This window comes from Bradyrhizobium hereditatis (genome assembly GCF_020329435.1).
GTDB lineage: Bacteria > Pseudomonadota > Alphaproteobacteria > Rhizobiales > Xanthobacteraceae > Bradyrhizobium > Bradyrhizobium hereditatis.
This window is the reverse complement of sequence record NZ_JAGKJK010000009.1, coordinates 237,190-258,901: the sequence shown is the minus strand read 5'-3', so window position 1 is coordinate 258,901 and position 21,712 is coordinate 237,190. Positions and strand designations below refer to the sequence as shown.

The window sequence follows — 21,712 nt, the reverse complement described above, 5'->3', positions numbered from 1 at the left end:
GCTACAGCGACAGATGCGCGTCTCGGACGTCCGGCCGCGCGTCGAGTTCGGCGATCGTGCCACCGAAGCAGATCTTGCCGCGTTCGATGATGTAGACGCGATCCGAGATCAGCCGCGCGAAATGCAGGTTCTGCTCGGAGACTACGATGCTGACGCCTTCCTTCTTCATCGCGAGGATAGCGTCAACCATCTGCTCGACGATCTTGGGCGACAGCCCTTCGGAGGGTTCGTCGAGCAGCACCAGCGATGGATTGCCCATCAGGGTGCGCGCGATCGTCAGCATCTGCTGCTCGCCGCCGCTCATCCGCCCGCCCGGGCGGTTGCGCATCTCGCCGAGATTGGGAAACAGCGTGAACAGCTTTTCGCGGGTCCAGTACGGCGCGTTCGGCCGCTTCGGCTGGCGGCCGACCTCAAGATTCTCCTCGACTGTCAGGTCGGTGAAGATGCGGCGCTCCTCCGGCACGTATCCAAGGCCGCCGCGGACGATCGCATGCGTCGGTTCGCGCGAAACATCCTTGCCTTCGAACACGATCCGACCCGAACGGTTCTCGACCAGGCCGACGATGGAGCGGAAGGTGGTCGACTTCCCCGCGCCATTGCGGCCCAGCAGCGCCACCACCTCGCCCTCGCCGACTTCGAGCGCGATATCGAACAGGATATGCGCCGGGCCGTAAAAGCTGTTGAGATCGGCGACCTGCAGCTTCATGCGCCGGCTCCCTCGCGATGACGCGCGTCGTAAACCAGGCCTTCACCGAGATAGATGGCGCGCACCTGCGGATTGCCGCGCACTTCCTCGGGCGAGCCCTCCGCGATCAGGCTGCCGCGGTTCAGCACCAAAATGCGGTCGGCATGTTCGAACACCACGTCCATGTCATGCTCGGTGAAGAGCACGCCGATCGACTGCTCGCGGGCGATGCGCGCGGTGAGCCGCATCAGTTCGATCCGCTCGCGCGGCGCCATCCCCGCGGTCGGCTCGTCCATCAGGAGAAGCCTCGGCTGATTGGCGAGCGCGATGGCAAGCTCGAGACGCTTGAGGTCGCCATAGGCAAGCTCGCCGCAGGGACGCTCGGCATAGGCACCCATGCCGACGAGCTCGAGCAATCGCCCGGCCTCGCCACGCGCGTAAGCCGCCGTCGAGCCCCACAGATTGAACAATTGCCGTCCATACGACACCAGCGCGACCTGTACATTCTCGCGCACCGTCATGGTCGGGAATGTCGCGGTGATCTGGAACGTGCGGCCGACGCCGAGCCGCCAGATCGCGCGCGGCTTCCGCCCGACGGTATCCTCGCCGAGCAGCGTGATGCGGCCGCTATCCGGCATGTTCTGGCCGTTGAGCATGTCGAAGCAGGTGCTTTTGCCGGCGCCGTTGGGCCCGATCAGCGCCAAGATTTCACCTGCGCGCAACTCGAACGACACGCTGCGCACGGCATGGACACCGCCATAGGATTTGCTCAGGTTCTCGACCGACAGCAATGTGGGAACCATGCTCATTCGGCCACCTCCACGCGGGACGTCGCAAGCGCGGATTTGGTGTCGGTTGACCGCCGGCGATTCCTGAGCGCCTCCAGCGTGCCGACGATACCTTTGGGGAATGCCACCACCATCAAGACGATGAAACCGCCTAATACCAGCTTGGAAAGATCTGTCTGGCTGACGAGCCAGATGTTGGCCGCCTTGAACACTATGGCGCCGATCACAGCCCCCGAAACCGTCTCGACGCCGCCGAGCAGTACCATCACCAGCGCATCCACCGACAGCGAGATGCCGACACTGTCCGGAAACACGCTTCCCTTCAGATAGGCAAACAACGCGCCGCCGATCCCTGCAGTCGTGCCAGCGATCACGAAGGCCGTCCACCGCACGCGCTTGCCGTTGATGCCAATCGCCTCGCTGCGCAGCGGCGAGTCCCGCGTCGCGCGCAACGCAAAGCCGAAGGGCGAGAACACGATCACCCTGAGCACAGTCGCCACAAGCGCCGCAATCCCGAGTGACAGCCAGTAGAAGCTGGCCGGGCTTGATGCCCAGTTGTCCGGCCAGACGCCGAGGATGCCGTTGTCGCCGCCGGTCACCGTCACCCACTGGAACGCGATCGACCAGATAATCTGCGCAAAGGCCAGCGTCAGCATCGCGAAATAAACGCCGGAGAGTTGCACGGCGAAGAAGCCGAATACCGCCGCGCCCAATAGTCCCAGCAGCGGACCGAGCAGCAGCGAGACGATCATCGGTAGCCCCGCTGCCTTGGCGAGGAACGCAACGCCATAGGCGCCAAGCCCGAAATAGGCGGCGTGGCCGAACGAGGCGAGCCCGCCGACTGACATCAGGAAATGGAGGCTGGCGGCGAAGATCACGAAGATCGCGATTTCCGATCCGACCGTCAGCGCGTAATTGCCGGCGAACAGCGGCAGCATGGCCGCAAGCGCCAATGCGCCGATCGACATCAACCGCTCGCCTGACGTGAGCGGCCGCCACGGATTGACCGTTAGGCCCGGCGTACGGCGCGCGGCGGCTTCCGGCTTGCCAAACAGGCCCCACGGACGCACGATCAGCACGACCGCCATCACCAGGAACACCAGGATGATGGAGATCTTCGGGAAAATGAGAATGCCGAAGGCGTTGAGTTCGGACACCAGCACGGCGGCGACGAACGCGCCGATAATGCTGCCGAGGCCGCCGATCACCACCACCACGAACACTTCAACGATGATGCGAAGGTCCAGCGCGTGATGCACGGCATCGCGCGGTATCTGCAGTGCGCCGCCAAGCGCTGCGAGGAAGACGCCGAGCGCGAACACGCTGGTGAACAGCCATTTCTGATTGACGCCGAGTGCGGCCACCATGTCGCGATCCTGCGTCGCCGCGCGCACCAGCACGCCCCAGCGCGTGCGCTGGAACAACAGCCAGAGTATGCCGAGCACAATCGGACTGAGCGCGATCAGGAATAGGTCGTAACTGGGAATATTCTGGCCGAAGAAATCAACCGCCCCTCTGAAGCCGGGCGCGCGGCGGCCGAGCAGATCGTCGGGCCCCCAGATCAGCACGACGATGTCCTGGACCATCAGCGTGAGGCCGAAGGTCGCCAGCAACTGGAACAGTTCCGGCGCGTGGTAGATCCGCCGCAGCAGCACCATCTCGACCAGCACGCCAACGGCTGCGACGATCAGCGCCGCGACGACGATGCCGCCCCAGAAGCCGAGCGCGCCGGAGAAGCGCTCGGTCAACGTGAACGCGACATAGGCGCCGAGCATGTAGAACGCGCCATGGGCAAAATTCACGATCCGCGTCACGCCGAAGATGATGGACAGTCCCGATGCGACCAGAAACAGCGACGCCGCGCTGGCGAGACCGGTCAGGAACTGAACGAAGTAGAAGGCCATTGGCGGTCCGGGTTCGTGGTCGCTTTACCTCGCCCTGCTTGCGGGGAGAGGTCGGATTGCGAAGCAATCCGGGTGAGGGGGTCCAGGTCTAACAACTCGCACAACTCGCGGAGAGAGCCCCTCACCCCAACCCTCTCCCCCGTAAGAACGGGGAGAGGGAGAGCCAGTGCTCTCTTCCGCTCGCGAAGCTCAGTCCTTCGGCCGAAGCTTCTCCACTTCTGCATCGCTTGGCAGATAGTCCGCGCCCTTGCGATAGACCGAGTTCACCATCACGCCCTTGCCGTCCTTTAGCGCGGTCTTGCCGACAAAGGCCCCGAGCGTCGACTGGTGGTCGATCTTGCGGAAGGTGATCTCGCCGAACGGCGACGGCATCGACAGGCCCTCGGTCGCCGCGATCAGCTTCTCCGGATCGGTGGAGTTGGCCTTCGCAAGGATCGCGGCGGCCGCCTTGATGGTCTGGTAACCGACGATCGAGCCGAGCCGCGGGTAATCGTTGAACTTGGCCTGATAGGCCTTCAGGAACTTGTCATGGTCAGGCGTCTTGATGTCGTACCAGGGATAGCCGGTGACGATCCAACCTTCCGGTGTCTCATCCTTCAAGGGATCGAGATATTCCGGCTCGCCGGTGAGGAAGGAGACCACCGAGCGTCCCTTGAACAGGCCGCGGGTGTTGCCCTCGCGCACGAGTTTAACCAGATCGGCGCCGAAGGTGACATTGAGGATCGCCTCCGGATTGGCCGATGCAACGGCCTGCACCACCGGACCGGCGTCAATCTTGCCCTGCGGCGGCCACTGCTCGTCGACCCACTGGATATCAGGCCGCTTCTCCGACATCAGTTTCTTGAACACCGCGACCGCCGACTGACCGTATTCATAGTTCGGCGCAATCGTCGCCCAGCGCTTGGCCGGCAGCTTTGCGGCTTCTTCCACCAGCATCGCCGCCTGCATATAGTTGGAGGGACGCAGGCGGAAGGTGTAGCGGTTGCCCTTCGACCAGGTGATGGCGTCGGTCAAAGGCTCCGCGGCCAGGAAGAACACCTTCTTCTGGTTGGCGAAGTCGGAGACGGCGAGGCCGATGTTGGAGAGAAATGTGCCGGCCAGCATCGCGACCTTTTCGCTCGACACCAGCTCGTTGGCGGCTGTCGTCGCATCCGCCGGCTTGCCGCCGTCGTCCTTGGAGATGACGACGAGCTTTTTGCCGTTGATGCCGCCCGCCGCGTTGATCTCCTCGACCGCGAGCTGCCAGCCCTTGCGGTAGGGCTCGGTGAAGGCCGGCAACAGTGAATAGCTGTTGATCTCGCCGATCTTGATCTCGCTCTGCGCCATGGCATTGCCCGCCATGCCGGCAACCACGATCGCCAGCCCCGCGCCCAGTAAGTGTCTCCGTCGCATCCCTACCTCCAATTTATTGTGAACTATCTCAAACCGTCTTCGCCTTTGACTTCCGAAACCGTCAGCCCGCCGACGCGCGGCAACGGCCTGCCGCTGTCGGTGATCGCAATCGCGACCATGATCTCATTGGCGCGCGGTGCGTCGTTGATCTGCACTTCCATGCCGTCGAAATGGCTGCGCACGAAGGCTGCGTCCTTGTGGCCGAGCGGAATGTCCAGCGTCGTTCCCGGGCCACTTCGCTTCTTCGAGGACGGGATCAATGCTGCGCCCTTGCCCAAAACTTTGCGCACCGGTGCACCCATCTTGGGATGCAGGATCGCGGCCGCATGCTCGAGTTCGCCGTTCTCACCTACGGCGGCAGCCTTGCCATAGCTGTGCGCCTTGGCACCCTCGATGCCAAGCGCGGCGACCGCCTTCTTCGAAAGCAGATCGCCGAGTTCCTCGCCGATTTCGATCAGGGGCGAGAGATCCTCGACATATCTGCCGGCGAACGGATTTTCGATGACGGCAATCGCAGCGGCCCGCCGGGTCGGCGGCGCAACCTTTTGTCCCATCTCGAGATGGGTTTCCTCGACTACCGTGACGATCTTGCGAATGATCGCGCTCATCTGTCAGCCTCGCTCCCGATCAAACATGCGCTATTCTTTCCAGTGCGCTTCCGTGAAACGCGGGCAACGCCCCTGCCCTGATCCCTGTTGAACCCACCACGGCCGTCTCGCCTAGTAGACGCAAGGCCGCACCTTCGATCAATCCAGCCGCAAGCAATTGCTGTGCCCGGCTCACCCCAGCGCTTAATGCAGCGTCGATTTCCTCCCCGCGGAGTTCGCCGACGTCGCGGGTAACAAGGCGCGCGCCGAGATCGCTATCGGGCTGCAATTCGTTGGCCGGACAGCGACTGATCGCGGGATGACCGGGCAGATCGACGGCATTGGCGACGATGGTTGCCGCGGCATCGGCCTGCGAGGCGGTTCGCGCCAGCACGGTGACGGCGTCTGCGATCCCGAGCGAAAAGCTGCGGCCATGGCGCCCGCTGGTCGCGATGCCGTGCGCGGGATCATCTGCTTCGATGGTGATGGCCTGCATCACGCCATGATGGTCCGGCCGGTCCATCAGCCCGACGGTGAACTGCTCGCCACGGGTCAAATGCAAAGCGATATCGCCGCCATTGTTGACGTAGGCACGATCGAGCCGCGCCGCGCCCAGCATCGCTCCAAGAATTTCTTCCGCAACGCTGCCCGCCACGGCCGCCATCGGCGTGATGAAATGCTCGGCAGCAAACGGCGCCACAGCCGCATGCATGCGGCGCGCGACGACGCCGTTCAGGGCGCATCTAGCCGGATCGGCGGCCTTTCGGAGTTCAATCAACTCTTCGCAGAGTTCATCGAGCAGGCCGGTGAAGCGCCGCGCAGCAGCCTCGTACGCAGAACGAACGCTGCCCTCACTTCCCTTCGCCTCAATGATCAGGTCAATCGGACCGTCCTGCAAATGCAGCCGCTTGCCGTCAGGAAGAAGCGCTATTTGCGGGAGTCGTTTCATGCGCGACGTCCGGGCATATAGGGCATCGGCCGGAATTCGCTGTTTTCCCGCAAGGAGGCCAGCGGGCGAACGTGATCCATGTGGCCGCCGAGCGCGGCATAGTCGGACAGTTTCAGCGTGAACTCGATCGGTGCCACCAGCGCCGGCGTCGGCACATAGCCAAATGCACCCGCCGGCATCTGCGTGACATCAACCATGAAGGTGATACCGCCGCCCGGCCACACATAAACCGGTGCACCGCCGCTGGTGACCCGCGTCAGCGCATCCTTGACCGAGCGCGTCAGCCGCACCGGATTATCAGTAACACCCGCGCGCAGCGAGCCGCCGGCGCCTCCCATGAACAGCACCGTACACAGCGCCGGCTCGCAATTCTCCTGGATGCGCTCGACCGAAAACTGAAGATCAGCTGGCATCTGCTTCTCAATCGGCCGCAGCGCCTCATCGAGCTCGTAATAAGCCGCGTGCTCGCCTGTCGTCGAAACCATCAGCATCGTCAGGCCCGGCCGCGCTTCCTTGGGATTGAACGGCCCCAGCACCGATAGAGGATCGGAGATATTGGTGCCGCCCCACCCCGTTCCGGGATCGGCGACCTGAAAGTAACGGCCCGGCGTCGAGCGTCGGCCTTTCATCTTGATCCCGGTATCGGGAATATCGAGCAGCTTGCCGGCCTGATGTTCCGAGAGCACGCCGGTAATATGGTCGTCGACGACTACGACCTCGTCGACCTTGCCGTGCCATTGCTTGGCAAACATGCCGATGGTCGCCGAACCGCAGCCCACCCGCATCCGCTCTTCGGCAACGCCGTTGACGATCGGTGGACGGCCGGCCTGTACCACGACCGTAGCGCCGCCATCGATGGTGAGTTCCACCGCCTTGCAGTTGGAGAGGTCCATCAGTGCGTCGCAGGTGACGCGTCCTTCTTTCTTTGAGCCGCCGGTAAGATGATGCACGCCGCCAAGCGACAGCATCTGCGAACCGTACTCGCTGGTCGTCACATGACCGATCGCCTCGCCCTCCGCGCGGACGGTTGCCGTCTCCGGGCCGAGATAGCGATCGGTGTCAATCTTCACTTTGACGCCGCAATAGCTGAAAATGCCCTCGGTCACGACAGTGACCATGTCGACGCCGTCGACTTCCGACGACACGATAAAGGGCGCAGGCTTGTAGTCGGGATAGGTCGTTCCCGCGCCAATCGCGGTAACGAACACACTGGGTTCGTGAACGAGCTTGCCGTCCCAGTCGCCGCCGGCCTGGAACGGCACCAGCCGCCCGCCATGCGACACCGTTCGCTCCAGCACGATATGCGGATCGACGCGCACCAGCTCGCCATTGTGGTTGGCGTAACGATCGCACGCGCCCGCCGCGCCCGGCTTGATGTAGCACATCACCGGACAGGCATCGCAGCGGATCTTGTCGCCACCGGCGACGGTCGCATCGGTCATGAACAAGCCTGCGATCGAGAAGGCGCCGATCGTGCCCGCCTCCTCGCGGGTCCGACCATTTGTTCGTATACGAATGATGTTGCGCGCGGACTTGAACGCTGTCAAGCGGGCTGGCAGGCGAAAAGCCCAGCTTGCCGCATAATACCTCATTTGCCTCGCTCTTTGTTCATAAAGCGGGCAAGGCTCCGCAGCGAGATGCCGCGGCTTGCACGTTTGTACACAAACGGTATCCTCCGCGAAGTGTCCAGCGCAAGATTTTGCAGCGCAACGAGGACTCGCGGGGAGCATGACGCAAAGCACGATGCGCCTGACCGTCAACGGCAAGACTCATGATGTCGATGCCGCACCCGATAGCGCATTGCTTTATGTGCTGCGCAACGATCTCGAACTGAACGGACCGAAATATGGTTGCGGGCTCGGCGAATGCGGCGCCTGTGCCGTGCTGATCGACGGCGTCGCCGCGCGCTCCTGCGTGATCCCGATCGAAGGCTGCGACGGGCGTGACATCGTGACGCTCGAAGGCCTCGGCACGCGCGCGCAACCTGATCCGGTGCAGCAGGCGTTCATCCGCGAACAGGCCGCGCAATGCGGCTACTGTCTCAACGGCATGATCATCACGACGAAAGCGCTGTTGCTGCGCTCCCCTCACCCGTCGGAGGACGAGGTGCTTGAAGCGCTGCGTCATCATCTCTGCCGCTGCGGCGCGCATGTCGAGATCATGCGCGCCGCCATGCGCGCCGCCGGCCATGTCGTTGAGGCGCAGGCGTGATGGCTGCGCCTCGCACGTCCAAACCGTTGCAAGGCACGCTGACCGTCGTTCGCGCGGCCTCGCCGGTCGAAGCCGTCAAGTTCGAGACCTTCATCAAGATCACCGCCGACGGAACGGTTACCGCCTATAACGGCCACGTCGATCTCGGCACCGGTATCCGCACCGCGCTCGGGCAGATCGTGGCAGAAGAGCTCGACGTATCCTTTGCGCGTGTCGTGGTCGTGCTCGGCGACACCGCCCTCGTCCCCAATCAGGGCGCGACGATCGCGAGCGAAACGATCCAGATCACGGCCGTGCCGCTGCGCAAGGCCGCAGCGCAAGCGCGGCAGTTTCTGGCCGCACGAGCCGCGGAACGACTGGAGCTTCCGGTTGAACAGCTCGTCATTGAAGACGGCCTGATCCGCGGCAAGGATAATCGCAGCGTCAGCTATGGCGAACTGATCGCGGGCGAAATCATCCAGCTTGAACTGGCGGACGACGTTCCGGTGAAATCGGTCGAGGCCTACACCATCGTCGGACAATCGATGCCGCGCCTCGACCTGCCGGCAAAGGCAACCGGCGAACTGGTCTACGTGCACGACGTGCGCGTCCCCGGCATGCTTCACGGACGCGTCGTCCGGCCGCCCTATGCTGGCGTCGACGTGGGAGACTTCATCGGCAACAGCCTGATCGCGGTGGACGAGAGTTCAGTCAGCAATATTCCAGGACTCGTCGCCGTCGTCAGGATCGGCGATTTCGTCGGTGTCGTCGCCGAGCGCGAGGAGAATGCAATCAAGGCCGCCGCGCAGCTCAAGGTGAGCTGGAAGCCGGTTCCGACGCTGCCCGACCTGAAGGATATCGAGACTGCGCTTCGAGCAAATCCATCTACTCCGCGCAAGCTGATCGACAAGGGCGATGTCGACGCTGCGATTGCCGGCGCCGCCAAGCCGATGCCGCGCACCTACATCTGGCCTTATCAGATGCACGCCTCGATCGGTCCATCCTGCGCGGTCGCCGATTATCAGGAGGATCTGACGCGAGTCTGGTCGGGCACGCAGAACCCGCATCATCTGCGCACCGATCTGGCCCGGCTGATCCACCGGCGCGAAGCCGAGATCGAGGTGATCCGACTGGAAGCGGCCGGCTGCTACGGCCGCAACTGCGCTGATGACGTCTCCGCCGACGCGGTGCTGCTGTCGCGCGCCGTCGGCCGTCCCGTCCGCGTGCAGCTGACGCGAGAGCAGGAGCACGCCTGGGAGCCGAAGGGCACCGCCCAATTGATGGACGTCAACGGCGGCCTGAACGCCGACGGCAGCGTCGCCGGATATGATTTTGCGACGCGCTATCCATCGAACGGCGCGCCAACGCTCGCGCTGCTTTTGACCGGCGCCGTCCCGCACACGCCGGCCGTCTTCGAGATGGGCGATCGCACGGCGATCCCGCCCTATGACTACGAGAATCTGCGCGTGGTCGCGAACGACATGCCGCCGATCGTGCGGGCGGCGTGGCTGCGCGGCGTCTCGGCACTGCCGAACACGTTTGCGCATGAATGCTGGATCGACGAATGCGCATCGGAGGCCGGCGTCGATCCGATCGAGTACCGCCTGCGCTATCTGAAGGACCCGCGCGCGGTCGATCTCGTCAACGCTGTGGCCGAGCGCGCGGGCTGGAAGCCGCGGCCGGTTCGGCGGGACAAGCAGGCCGAAGGCGATATCGTGCGTGGGCGCGGCTTTGCCTACGCGCTCTATGTGCACAGCAAGTTTCCCGGCTATGGCGCAGCGTGGTCGGCATGGATCGCCGATGTCGCGGTCAACAAGGTGACCGGCGATGTCAGCGTCACGCGCGTGGTGGCCGGACAGGACTCCGGGCTGATGATCAATCCGGATGGCGTGCGCCACCAAATCCACGGTAACGTCATCCAGTCGACCAGCCGCGCACTGATGGAGGAAGTCTCATTCGACCGCACCTCCGTGACGGCACGGGAATGGGGCGCCTATCCCATCATCAAGTTTCCCGACGTGCCTGAGATCGACGTGCTAATGCTGCCGCGGCAGGATCAGCCGCCGCTCGGCGTTGGCGAATCTGCTTCCGTTCCGAGCGCCGCAGCGATCGCCAACGCGATCTATGATGCGACCGGCGTGCGCTTCCGCGAATTGCCGTTTACACCAGAGCGCATCTTGCGCGGGCTGCGCGGCGAGGAGCAGACAACGCCGGAAGCATTATCCGCACCGCCCCAACCCGCCCCCGCATCGCGCACATGGCAGAATCCGTTCGCCGGACGTGGCATGCTTGCAACCGCAGCAGCCCTGTGCGCCGCTGCAATCGGTATAGGCGCTGCCGCGTTGCCGTGGCGGGCGATCGCGCCGATCGCGCGGCCGGATGCCTCGGTCTACTCGGCCGCGACCATCGCTCGCGGCCAGCAACTCGCCGCGCTCGGCGATTGCGCCGTCTGCCATACCTCGGCGAACGGAGCTCTGAACGCCGGCGGCCGTCCGCTGCAAACGCCTTTCGGTACGATCTATGCCACGAACATCACGCCGGATGTTGAGACCGGCATCGGTGCATGGTCCTATCCAGCGTTCGAGCGCGCGATGCGTGAAGGCATCCACCGCGACGGGCGGCATCTTTATCCCGCGTTCCCCTACACCCATTTCGCCAAGACGACCGACGCCGATATGCAGGCGCTCTACGCCTACCTGATGGCGCAGCCGGCTGTGCGCGCCGAGACGCCGCAGAATGCATTGGCATTTCCGTTCAACATGCGTCCGCTAATGGCGGGCTGGAACGCGCTGTTCCACAAGCCCAGTCCATTCCAGCCTGACCCGGCCAAATCCGAGACATGGAATCGCGGCGCCTATCTGGTCGAAGGTCTCGGTCACTGCAGCGCCTGTCATTCGCCGCGCAACGCGCTCGGCGCGGAAGTTGCTGGTGCTCACCTTGCCGGCGGATTTGCGGAAGGCTGGGAAGCCCCGGCGCTGACTTCGCTGTCGCAGGCGCCGATCCCGTGGAGTGAAGACGAGCTCTACGCCTATTTGCGCACCGGCGAGTCGCGCTTTCACGGTGTCGCCGCCGGACCGATGGCGCCGGTCGTGAAGGAGCTCGGTGCGCTACCGGATTCCGACATCCGAGCCATGGCCGTCTATCTCGCTTCGTTCAACGCGCCTTCGATGGACCGTGCGACGCAGGAAGCGCTCGCGGCGAGACTGGAATCCTCGACCGGCACGCGCGCGTCGGCGGCCTCGAGCATCGGCGCCCGGATCTACCAGGGCGCCTGCGCGGTGTGCCACGAGGTCGGCGGCGCGCCGCTGTTCGGCAGCCGGCCGTCGCTGGCGCTGAACAGCAACCTGCACAGCACCGCACCTGACAACCTGATCCAGGTCGTCCTGCACGGCATCGCCAAGCCGGTCATAACTGACCTCGGCTATATGCCGGCCTTCAAGGACAGCCTGAGTGACGGCCAGATCGCCGAATTAGTCGGGTACCTCAGGCAACAATTTGCTCCGGATAAGCCGATCTGGAAGGATATTCATGCTGCCGTGGGGCGTATCCGGCGGGAACAGACGCGCTGAGCTGCCATGCCGAGGTCAAATCCCCCTAGTTGGGCGGCCCGCGGCACGGTAGAGTTCCGCCATGGCAGTTACCGATATTGCATCGCGAACCTATAATCACGGCTGGCGGCTCGATCCGATCGTGCGCAGCCTGCTCGATACGGACTTCTACAAGCTGCTGATGCTGCAGATGATCCGGGATCTCTACCCGGCTCAGCGTGTCACCTTTTCGGTCATCAACCGCTCCAAGCACGTCCGCCTCGCCGAGATCATCGATGAGGGCGAACTGCGCGCGCAGCTCGACCATGCGCGGACCATCCGCTTTACCAAGAAGGAGCTGATCTGGCTTGCCGGTAATACGTTCTACGGCAAGACCCAGATGTTCTCGCCGGACTTCATCCACTGGCTCGCCAACTTCCGCCTGCCCGAATACGAGCTCAACAAGGTCGACGGCCAGTATGAACTTCACTTCCATGGACCGTGGACCCACACCACGATGTGGGAGATTCCGGCGCTTGCGATCATGAACGAGCTGCGCTCGCGCCAGGTGACCAAGGGTCAGGGACGCTTCGTGCTCGACGTGCTCTATGCGCGAGCCAAGGCCAAGCTGTGGTCCAAGGTCGAGCGGCTGCGCAGGCTCGAGGGCCTCAGGCTGTCCGACTTCGGCACCCGCCGCCGCCACGGCCATCTCTGGCAGCGCTGGTGCGTCGAGGCCGTCAAGGAGGGTCTCGGTTCCTCCTTCACCGGTACGTCCAACGTGCTGCTCGCAATGGACAATGATCTGGAAGCGATCGGCACCAATGCGCATGAGCTGCCGATGGTCGCAGCCGCTCTCGCCAATTCGGACGAGGAGCTGCGCTGGGCGCCCTATCGCATCCTCGATCAATGGCGCCATACCTACGGCGGCAACCTCTTGATCGCCCTCCCCGATGCATTCGGCACCAAAACGTTCTTGCGCGACGCGCCCGAATGGGTCGCCGACTGGACAGGCTTCCGTCCCGATAGCGCGCCGCCGATTACGGCCGGCGAGGACATCATCAAGTGGTGGAAGCACAAGGGCCGCGAGCCCAAGGAGAAGCTGCTGGTATTCTCCGACGGCATGGATGTCGACTCGATCGAGGAGACCTATCGTCACTTCACCGGACGTGTCCGCATCTCCTTCGGCTGGGGCACCAACCTCACCAATGACTTCGTCGGCTGTGCGCCGGATGGCTCCGCCGATCTCGATCCGATCTCGCTGGTCTGCAAGGTAACGTCGGTCGACGGGCGGCCGGCGGTCAAGCTGTCTGACAATCCCGAAAAGGCGACCGGTACGCCGTCCGAGATCGAACGTTACTTGCGCGTGTTCGGCAATGCCGGGCGCGTCCGCACCGCTGTTCACGTCTGAGCCATCGATTACCTTCCCGCCACAAGTTGATCTGACGAGTCCCGCATGCCCGCACCCAAGCCGCCTGCCTTCGAGACCCTCAGCCTGCATGCCGGCCAGCGCCCGGATCCCGCGACGGGCTCGCGCGCCGTGCCGATCTACCAGACCACGTCCTACGTGTTCCAGGATTCCGATCACGCCGCGGCGCTGTTCAACCTGGAACGCGCCGGCCACATCTATACCCGCATCTCCAATCCGACCACGGCGGTGCTCGAGGAGCGGCTCGCCGCACTCGAAGCCGGCGTCGGCGCGATCTGCACAGCGAGCGGCATGGCCGCGATGCATCTCGCAATCGCGACGATCCTCAATGCCGGCGACCACATCGTCGCCTCCGCCTCGCTCTATGGCGGCACCATCAACCTGCTCGCGCATACCCTGCCGCGCTTCGGCATCACGACGACCTTCGTCAAGCCCCGTGCGCTCGATGAATTTCGCGCCGCCATCAAGCCGAATACGCGGCTGGTGATCGGCGAGACCATCGGCAATCCCGGAATGGAAGTGCTGGATATTCCGGCGGTCGCCCAGATCGCCCATGATGCGAAGATTCCGCTCCTGATCGACAATACCTTTGCGACGCCATTCCTGAGCCGCCCGATCGAGCTCGGTGCCGATCTCGTGATGAATTCGGCGACCAAGTGGATCGGCGGCCATGGCATCGCGATCGGCGGCGTCATCGTCGATGGCGGCCGGTTCGACTGGCACGCGTCGGGCAAGTTCCCTCAGCTCACCGAGCCCTATGCCGGTTATCACGGCATCGTCTTCGACGAGCAGTTCGGCCAGGCCGCCTTCATCATGCGCGCCCGCACGGAAGGTTTGCGCGACTTTGGCGCCTGCCTGTCGCCGACCAATGCGTTCCAACTGCTGCAGGGCGTCGAGACGCTCGGCGTGCGCATGGAGCGCCACATGAGCAACACGCTCGCGGTGCTGGAGGCGCTGACCGCCAACAAGGCGGTCGACTGGGTGCTGCATCCGGCGCTGGAAAATCATCCGGACCACCAGCTCGCCAAGCGGCTGTTGCCGCGCGGCGCGGGGTCGATCGTGTCTTTCGGCATCAAGGGGGGTCGTGCGGCCGGCAAGAAATTCATCGAGTCTCTGCGGATGATCAGCCACCTCGCCAATGTCGGCGACGCCAAGACGCTGGTCATTCATCCCGCCAGCACGACGCATCAGCAGATGGATGCCGCGCAGCTCAAGGCCGCAGGGATCGGCGAGGAGCTGGTGCGGCTGTCGGTCGGCATCGAGACCGTATCCGACATCATCGACGATCTCGGCCAGGCGCTCCGCGCATCGCAGAAGGTTTGAACCATGCAGCTCTCCGTCAATGGCGTTGATACGTTCGTTGCGACCGGCGGCCGTCCGTTCGATCCGTCGTTGCCCGCGGTGGTGATGCTGCATGGCGCCGGTTTCGATCATTCGACCTGGGCGCTGCACAGCCGATGGTTCGCCCATCACGGCTATTCGGTGCTGGCGCCCGACCTGCCTGGCCACGGCCGTTCGGGAGGCAGCCCGCTTCCGACGATCGCCGACATGGCCGACTGGACCGCCGCCCTGCTCGACGCGGCCGGCGCGCCGAAGGCGAAGCTGATCGGCCACTCGATGGGATCGCTGATTGCGCTGGAGACCTCCGCGCGGCATCCCGACAAGGTTTCGGCTCTCAGCCTGATCGGCACGACCGGAACGATGACGGTCGGCCCCGAACTGCTCAAGGCCGCCGAGGTCAACAATGCCGATGCCATCGACATGGTCTCGATCTGGGGTCTCGGCTTCAAGGCAGAGCTCGGCGGCAGCCTCGCGCCGGGACTGTGGATGCATCAGGGCGCGCAGCGCGTGCTGCAGCAGACGCGGCCCGGAGTGCTCTACAGCGATCTCAACGCCTGCAACACGTATCAAAATGCGCTCGCGGCCGCGGCGCAGGTCAAGGTGCCCACGACCTTCATCCTCGGCGAGCGCGACATGATGACGCCCGCGAAGGGCGGCAAGGCGCTTGCCGCGGCGACACCGAATTCGCGCACGATCGTCGTGCCGGGCGCCGGCCACATGATCATGGCCGAAGCGCCCGACGAGTTGCTGGCGGCGTTGCGGCAGTAGCACCACGCATGTCATTGCCGGGCTTGACCCGGCAATCCATCCCAGGAAGAGAATCTTGCGAAAATTGATGGATGCGCGGGTCGAGCCCGCGCATGACGAACTGAGGACACTGCTACCGCGCCGGCTTCCGCTCCACCGGGTGAATGTCGATCGCCCGCAACCTTCCCAACCGCAGCACGTCCATCGACAGCGTGCGGCCGATGCGGTCGCGGTCGAGGGCGCGGATCAGATCGTCGACGCCGTTGATCTCGACGCCATCGAGCTTGATCACGACATCGCCCGGCAGCAAGCCGGCCTTCGCTGCAGGGCTGTCCGGCTCGATCTGTGCCAGCAGCGCGCCCATCTTGTTGTCGACGCCGGCGACCACCGCGTGGCGCCGCGGGATCGGCGCGGTCTGGCCGGCGACGCCGATATAGGCGCGGCGGACATAGCCGTGGCGGATGATCTCCGACAGCACGAATTGCGCGGTGTTGCTGGCGACCGCAAAGCAGATGCCCTGCGCGCCGCTGATGATCGCAGTGTTGATGCCGATCACCTCCGCCGCCGACGACACCAGCGGCCCGCCGGAATTGCCGGGATTGAGCGCCGCATCAGTCTGGATCACGTCCTCGATGGTGCGCCCGCTTACCGAGCGGATCGAGCGGCCGAGCGCCGACACGACGCCGGCAGTGACCGTCGATTCGAAGCCGAGCGGATTGCCGATCGCGACCACGAGCTGGCCGCGGCGCAGGCTCTTGGAATTGCCGAGCGAAGCGTAGCGCAAGTCGCGCGCGCCATCGGCCCGCAACAGCGCGAGATCAGTGTCGGGATCGACGCCGAGCACATGGGCATCGGTGACGAAGCCTTCGGTATCACGCAGGCGGATCTCCTTCGCCGACCCGACCACATGGCTGTTGGTGAGCACGAAACCATCTGGCGAAATGACGATGCCCGAGCCAAGCCCGCCGCGCTCGCGCGCGGAACGCACTTTCGGTCCGGTCTCGACGCGCACGACTGCGGGGCCGACGCGTTCGGTCACGTCGATCACGGCATTCGAATAGGCATCGAGCAGAACCCGATCATTGTCCGCGGCAGGCGCGGCTGATCGCGATGACGGCCCGTCATCGGCGATATCTGAGGTAAAATCCAACATGGCGAGATTCCTTCGGCTTTCTCAGATGGTGGCCGGGAACCGCGTATGCAAGAGCTGCGCTCCGCGCGCAGCGCCACCCGCCTCCATCTCAAGGAATCCGCATCCGGCCACCGCGCGCCCTCACGGGATCGAGCAGCGACCAATCGCCTTCAGGCAGCACATGCCCCTTCGGGAACGGCGCGCGCAGCTCGAGCCCGAGCGAACGCAGCACGCGGTCGTCGCGGTAGTAGCATTGCAGGACGACGCGGACGAGCGTCGCCGCCGCCACGCCGCCGGTAGCGCGGAACTCCTTTGCGATCTCGTCACGCCTGGCTGCGTCGAGTTCGGCGAGCGGCTTTCCGGCAAGGCGCGCGAGATGATCAAGCGCCTGCGCAACCAGCAGCGTATCGCGGCCGAGCGTCGCCAGCATGTCGGCCTGGATCGCCGGGTCGTCGGCGCCGGGCACCTGATACTCGTCGCTGGCGGGAATGATCATCGCGGCGACGGTGCGGAGATCGTCGCGTTGGGCTGCGGTCAGTTCATTGGCTGCGGACATGGCGGTCTCAGTCGAAGAGGTTGGCAAGGCGTTGCTTCATCTGATCAGCGATGTAGAGCGCGATCGCCTGAATGGTCGAGGTCGGGTTCACGCCGCCTGAGGTGACGAACACGCTACCGTCGACGATGAAGAGATTCTTCACATCGTGCGAGCGGCCCCATTCGTTGACCACGGAGCGCGCAGGATCGGTGCCCATCCGCGCGGTGCCGAGCAGGTGCCAGCCACCCCAGGGAATCGGGCTGTTGATGCAGATGTCGGTCGCGCCGGCCGCTTCAAGAATCTCCCGGCCGCGCGCCAGCCCATGCTCCATCATCTTCCGGCTGTTCTCGCTGATCGTATAATCGATCTTCGGCGCGGGAATACCGTGGCTATCCTTCAGCACGGGATCGAGCGTGACACGGTTGTGCTCCTCGGGTAGATCCTCGCAGATCGCGGAGACCGCGAGGCGATGGCCATTGAGTCTGCGAAACACGCGGTGATGATCCGCGCCCCATGGCAAGATGCCCTTCTGCTCGCTGGCGACAGCTTCGAACACCGGACCGGCGCCGCGGCCGAACTGGATGCCGTAACCGCGGACGAAGCCGCGCGACAGATCAGTGTCGTAGAACTCCTTGCTCCAGAGGCAGGTCGGCGGCGCGCGGTTGGAGTCGGTCGGCTCCTTCACGAAGCCGTAGATCTGCGCATAGGGATGGAACATCAGGTTCTTGCCGACCAGACCCGATGAGTTGGCGAGGCCGTTGGGGAAGCGGCCGGAGACTGAGTTCAGCAGCAGCCGCGGCGTGCCGACGCCGTTGCAGGCGATGATGACGACTTCGGCCGGCTGGAATTGCTCGACGCCATCCTGGTCGTAGTAGACGACACCCGAGGCCATGCCGTGCTCGTTGGTCAGGATCTCGCGCACGCGGCAGTGTGTCTTCAGCTCGACGCCAGCGCGGATCGCTTGCGGCCAATAGGTGATGTCGGTCGATGCCTTGGCGCCTTGCGCGCAGGCCGGCGTGCAATGGCCAAGATTGATGCAGCGCGCCCTGCCCTCATAATCCATCGTCGCGACCGTGGTGTCGGACGGCCACCAGTGCCAGCCGAGCTTGTTCATGGCCTTGCCGATCAGCGGGCCTGAGAGCCCGAGCGGCTGCGGCGGCATCGGCGGATGCGTCAGCGGCGACAGCGGATCGCCTGACAGGCCGGAGACGCCCATCATCCGGTCATTCTCCTCGAAGAACGGCACCAGCGTTTCGTAGTCGATCGGCCAGTCGTCGGCGACGCCATCCAGCGTCTTCACGCGGAAGTCGGAAGGGTGCAGCCGTGGCCAGTGCGCGGTGTACATCACTGTTGAGCCGCCGACGCCGTTGAAGTTCACCACCTTGATCGGCGAGTTGTCGTCGTTGATCGGATAATCCTCGGGCCGGGCGCGGATGTTCGGGCTGGTCGACCACTCGCCGTAAAACTTCGCCTCCCAGTCGCGCCCGGTGCTCGGATATTCCGACGGCTTCATCCAGCCGCCCTGGTCGAGGCAGAGGATATGCATCTTGGTTTCGGCCAGCGACCAAGCCACCGCCGCGCCGGACGCGCCGGCGCCGATGATCAGGACGTCAACGGGATCGTGTTTGTTCATTGTTGTTTGTTCTCAACTGTCTCTGCCGTCATTGCGAGCGAAGCGAAGCAATCCATATCTCCGCAAGCGGCGGACTGGATTGCTTCGTCGCTATGCTCCTCGCAATGGCGGGGATGGGTTCGGGGCAATATCATATCAACGACTCGTAGAGGTCTTTCCAATCCGGATTAAGAGCTTCGATCAACGCCAGCTTCTTTGCCCGACTGCCCGCCTTGATCTGCTTTTCCCGAGTAATGGCCTCAATCATACTTTCGTGCACTTCATACCAGACCAGCATCTTGCAGCCGTATTTCTTCGAGAATCCCCTCATCAGCCCTTCGCGATGCTCGAAAGCGCGCTTGGGCAGGTTCGCGGTTACGCCAGTGTAAAGCGTACCGTTGCGCTTGCTCGCCATGATGTACACACACGGCTGTTTCATGATTTTTCCTTAGGCCCCATCTCTCACCCCGTCATTGCGAGCGAAGCGAAGCAATCCATATCTCGGCAAGCGGTGACATGGATTGCTTCGCTTCGCTCGCAATGACGGGGTAAATACCGGCTCCCCAAAACCAAAATCCGGCCGGCCGGAGCCATCGCTTCCCTCCCCATCCACCGTCGCCGCTTGCTGGGCGATCTGAGCCATGAGGATAGGGGCAGACACGGCTGCGAGTAAAGTCGAAAGGCCGGCGGCAAACCTGCAACCCTGCTACGCGTCGATGCGGGGTTTGTCCGCGGATACCGGAGCGGATAGGTTTGACCACCCCAAGCACGAACATGGAGGCGGCGCCCATTCCGGACTACGACGCCATCATCATCGGCGCTGGCATGTCGGGCCTGTACCAGCTCTATCGGCTGCGCGAACGGGGCCTGCGTGTCCGTGTGTTCGAGGCGGGCACCGATGTTGGCGGCACCTGGTACTGGAACCGCTATCCCGGCGCGCGCTTCGACTCCGAGAGCTATTCCTATGGCTACTCGTTCTCCAAGGAGCTCCTGGAGGAATGGGAGTGGTCGGAGCATTTCGCCGGCCAGCCGGAGACGCTGCGCTACCTCAACTATGTTGCCGACAAGTTCGACCTGCGCCGCGATATCCAGTTTCGCAGCCGGGTGACGGCCGCAGTCTATGACGAGGACTCGCGGAGCTGGACCATCACGCTCGAAGACGGCAGCCGCCTCAATTCTCGCTTCCTGATTACCGCGATCGGGCCGCTCTCGACGCCCACGCTGCCGCGGATCGAGGGACGTGACGATTTCAAGGGCGCCTCCTTTCACACTGCGCGATGGCCGAAGGAGCCGGTTGATTTCGCGGGCAAGCGCGTTGCCGTGATCGGCACCGGCGCAACCGGCGTGCAGACGATCCAGACCATTGCGGGACAGGTCGGCCATCTCACCGTCTTCCAGCGCACGCCGAACTGGTGCGCGCCGCTGCATAACGGCAAGATTGATGCGGAGACGCAAGCGAAGATCAAGGCGGGTTATCCGGAAATCTTCGCCCGCTGCAAGGAGACCTTTGCCTGCTTTCTGCATACGCCCGACCCGCGCGGCGCGTTCGAGGTGTCGGACGAGGAACGCGAGGCGTTTTATGAGAAGCTCTATGCCGAGCGCGGCTTCGGCATCTGGCAGGGCAATTTCAAGGACATACTGATCGACCGCAAGGCGAACGCCACGATCTCCGATTTCGTTGCGCGCAAGATCCGCCAGCGCGTGAAGAATCAGACAGTGGCCGAGAAGCTGATCCCGAGGAATCACGGTTTCGGCACCCGCCGCCTGCCGCTCGAGACGTTCTATTACGAGGTCTACAATCAGGAGAATGTCGAACTGGTCGATATCAGGGAGACACCCATCGAGCGCGTCACGCCCGCGGGGATCAAGACCAACGAGCGGGAGTTTGCGTTCGACATCATCATCTATGCGACCGGCTTCGACGCCATCACCGGCAGTTTCGACAAGATCGATTTCCGCGGCGCGGGCGGGGCGCGGCTGAAGGACAAGTGGAAGCGCGGGCCGGAGACCTATCTCGGCATCATGGTTCATGAATTTCCGAACATGCTGATGCTGATGGGGCCTCACACCGCGCTCGGCAACATTCCGCGCAGCATCGAATACAGCGTCGACTGGGTGACGGGACTGATCATGTTTGCGATGGAAAAGGGATTGACGCGGCTCGAGGCGACGCCTGAGGGCGTGAAGTCCTGGACCGACCACGTCAAGGCGCTTGGCGAGGGCTTGCTGTCCAACGAGGTCGATTCCTGGATGACGGGCATCAACTCCAACGTCGAAGGCAAGCAGAGGCGCATCGTCGCCCGCTACAGCGGCAGTGCGCCGGCGTACCGCGCGAGGTGCGACGAGGTGGCCGCGAAGGGGTATGAGGAGTTGAGGTTGGGGTAGCGTCAGCGTCGTCATGGCTCTTCCCCGTCATTGCGAGCGCAGCGAAGCAATCCATCCTTCCGCGCACAGGGTGACAATGGATTGCTTCGCTTCGCTCGCAATGACGCGGAGGTAGCGACGCAACACTCGACTGTCATCCCCGCGGACGCGGGGATCCAGTACGCCGCGGCTTCTCGATTCAATCACTGCTGTCTCTGGGATACTGGGTCACCCGCCTTCGCGGGTGACGACGACCGAGTATGACTTCGCGATCTCGCGACATGAACTGCCCGAGCTTTGCTCAGAATTTCCCGCCCTCTTATCAGAGGGCGCAGGGAAGACCGGGTGCGCGCCGCACCCGCGGTCTCGTGTGCCGTTGCGCATAAAGGAAACGCACACGAGCATACAGGTACAGCGGAAACACTCCGGCCTTCCCTGCGCAATGGCTTTACGGCTTATACGTGATCTTCCCGGCGAACGGCTCTTTTGCCACCGTCGCCTCCGAGAAGTTTCGCTTCTCTTGGAGACTTAAT

17 protein-coding genes are annotated in these 21,712 nt (G+C 63.8%); 6 read left to right on the top strand and 11 right to left on the bottom strand.

The features are described 5' to 3' along the window. Position 1: 1 nt before the first annotated feature. The 7 genes from J6524_RS22340 to J6524_RS22310 all read right to left on the bottom strand — a co-directional run bounded on the left by J6524_RS22340 (position 2) and on the right by J6524_RS22310 (position 7,747). A complete protein-coding gene (locus tag J6524_RS22340; RefSeq protein ID WP_225674446.1) occupies positions 2 to 706 on the bottom strand; it encodes an ABC transporter ATP-binding protein in 705 nt (234 codons plus the stop codon). Further along, a complete protein-coding gene (locus J6524_RS22335) occupies positions 703 to 1,494 on the bottom strand; it encodes an ABC transporter ATP-binding protein (protein ID WP_225674443.1) in 792 nt (263 codons plus the stop codon). Before J6524_RS22335 ends, J6524_RS22340 begins: the two co-directional genes overlap by 4 nt. After that, positions 1,491 to 3,377: an ABC transporter permease gene (locus J6524_RS22330; RefSeq protein ID WP_225674442.1), complete on the bottom strand. Its 1,887-nt coding sequence runs from the start codon at positions 3,375 to 3,377 to the stop codon at positions 1,491 to 1,493. Before J6524_RS22330 ends, J6524_RS22335 begins: the two co-directional genes overlap by 4 nt. A gap of 189 nt (positions 3,378 to 3,566) precedes the next feature. Next, the gene (locus J6524_RS22325; protein ID WP_225674439.1) at positions 3,567 to 4,769 is read right to left on the bottom strand and encodes an ABC transporter substrate-binding protein; all 1,203 of its coding nucleotides are present in this window, start codon (positions 4,767 to 4,769) and stop codon (positions 3,567 to 3,569) included. Between the two features lie 23 nt (positions 4,770 to 4,792). Beyond that, entirely contained in the window at positions 4,793 to 5,377 is a 585-nt protein-coding gene (locus tag J6524_RS22320; RefSeq protein ID WP_225674437.1) for an amino acid synthesis family protein, read from the bottom strand. Between the two features lie 19 nt (positions 5,378 to 5,396). Further along, entirely contained in the window at positions 5,397 to 6,305 is a 909-nt protein-coding gene (locus J6524_RS22315) for a UPF0280 family protein (protein WP_225674435.1), read from the bottom strand. Continuing rightward, a complete protein-coding gene (locus J6524_RS22310) occupies positions 6,302 to 7,747 on the bottom strand; it encodes a 6-hydroxynicotinate reductase (RefSeq protein WP_225674433.1) in 1,446 nt (481 codons plus the stop codon). The genes J6524_RS22315 and J6524_RS22310 overlap by 4 nt, the downstream gene beginning before the upstream one ends. Positions 7,748 to 8,033: 286 nt before the next feature. On the opposite strand from J6524_RS22310, the gene J6524_RS22305 reads away from it, so the two are divergent. From J6524_RS22305 to J6524_RS22285, 5 genes are all read left to right on the top strand, one after another. After that, on the top strand, positions 8,034 to 8,516 hold the full coding sequence (locus J6524_RS22305) for a (2Fe-2S)-binding protein (protein ID WP_225674431.1): 483 nt from the start codon (positions 8,034 to 8,036) through the stop codon (positions 8,514 to 8,516). After that, on the top strand, positions 8,516 to 12,064 hold the full coding sequence (locus tag J6524_RS22300; RefSeq protein ID WP_225674429.1) for a molybdopterin cofactor-binding domain-containing protein: 3,549 nt from the start codon (positions 8,516 to 8,518) through the stop codon (positions 12,062 to 12,064). The genes J6524_RS22305 and J6524_RS22300 overlap by 1 nt, the downstream gene beginning before the upstream one ends. Before the next feature lie 61 nt (positions 12,065 to 12,125). After that, complete coding sequence (pncB, locus tag J6524_RS22295; RefSeq protein ID WP_225674427.1) at positions 12,126 to 13,430, top strand: nicotinate phosphoribosyltransferase; 1,305 nt, start codon at positions 12,126 to 12,128, stop codon at positions 13,428 to 13,430. A gap of 45 nt (positions 13,431 to 13,475) precedes the next feature. Further along, entirely contained in the window at positions 13,476 to 14,771 is a 1,296-nt protein-coding gene (locus tag J6524_RS22290; protein ID WP_225674425.1) for an O-acetylhomoserine aminocarboxypropyltransferase, read from the top strand. Between the two features lie 3 nt (positions 14,772 to 14,774). After that, positions 14,775 to 15,557 carry an alpha/beta fold hydrolase gene (locus J6524_RS22285; protein WP_225674423.1) on the top strand — a complete coding sequence of 261 codons (783 nt, stop codon included), beginning with the start codon at positions 14,775 to 14,777 and terminating at the stop codon, positions 15,555 to 15,557. 112 nt (positions 15,558 to 15,669) lie between these two features. Here the strand turns inward: J6524_RS22285 and J6524_RS22280 are convergent, their stop codons facing one another. From J6524_RS22280 to J6524_RS22265, 4 genes are all read right to left on the bottom strand, one after another. Next, positions 15,670 to 16,689 (bottom strand): S1C family serine protease, encoded by a 1,020-nt coding sequence (locus J6524_RS22280; RefSeq protein WP_225674421.1) that lies wholly within the window; start codon positions 16,687 to 16,689, stop codon positions 15,670 to 15,672. Between the two features lie 88 nt (positions 16,690 to 16,777). Continuing rightward, positions 16,778 to 17,224, bottom strand: a complete 447-nt coding sequence (locus J6524_RS22275) for a gluconate 2-dehydrogenase subunit 3 family protein (RefSeq protein ID WP_225674419.1) — start codon at positions 17,222 to 17,224, stop codon at positions 16,778 to 16,780. 7 nt (positions 17,225 to 17,231) lie between these two features. Continuing rightward, positions 17,232 to 18,836 carry a GMC family oxidoreductase gene (locus J6524_RS22270; protein ID WP_225674418.1) on the bottom strand — a complete coding sequence of 535 codons (1,605 nt, stop codon included), beginning with the start codon at positions 18,834 to 18,836 and terminating at the stop codon, positions 17,232 to 17,234. A 130-nt stretch (positions 18,837 to 18,966) separates the two neighbouring features. Next, positions 18,967 to 19,254: a GIY-YIG nuclease family protein gene (locus J6524_RS22265; protein WP_225674416.1), complete on the bottom strand. Its 288-nt coding sequence runs from the start codon at positions 19,252 to 19,254 to the stop codon at positions 18,967 to 18,969. A gap of 314 nt (positions 19,255 to 19,568) precedes the next feature. Between J6524_RS22265 and J6524_RS22260 the strand changes: the two genes are divergently transcribed. Beyond that, complete coding sequence (locus J6524_RS22260) at positions 19,569 to 21,200, top strand: flavin-containing monooxygenase (protein WP_225674413.1); 1,632 nt, start codon at positions 19,569 to 19,571, stop codon at positions 21,198 to 21,200. The last annotated feature ends 512 nt before the right edge of the window (positions 21,201 to 21,712 follow it).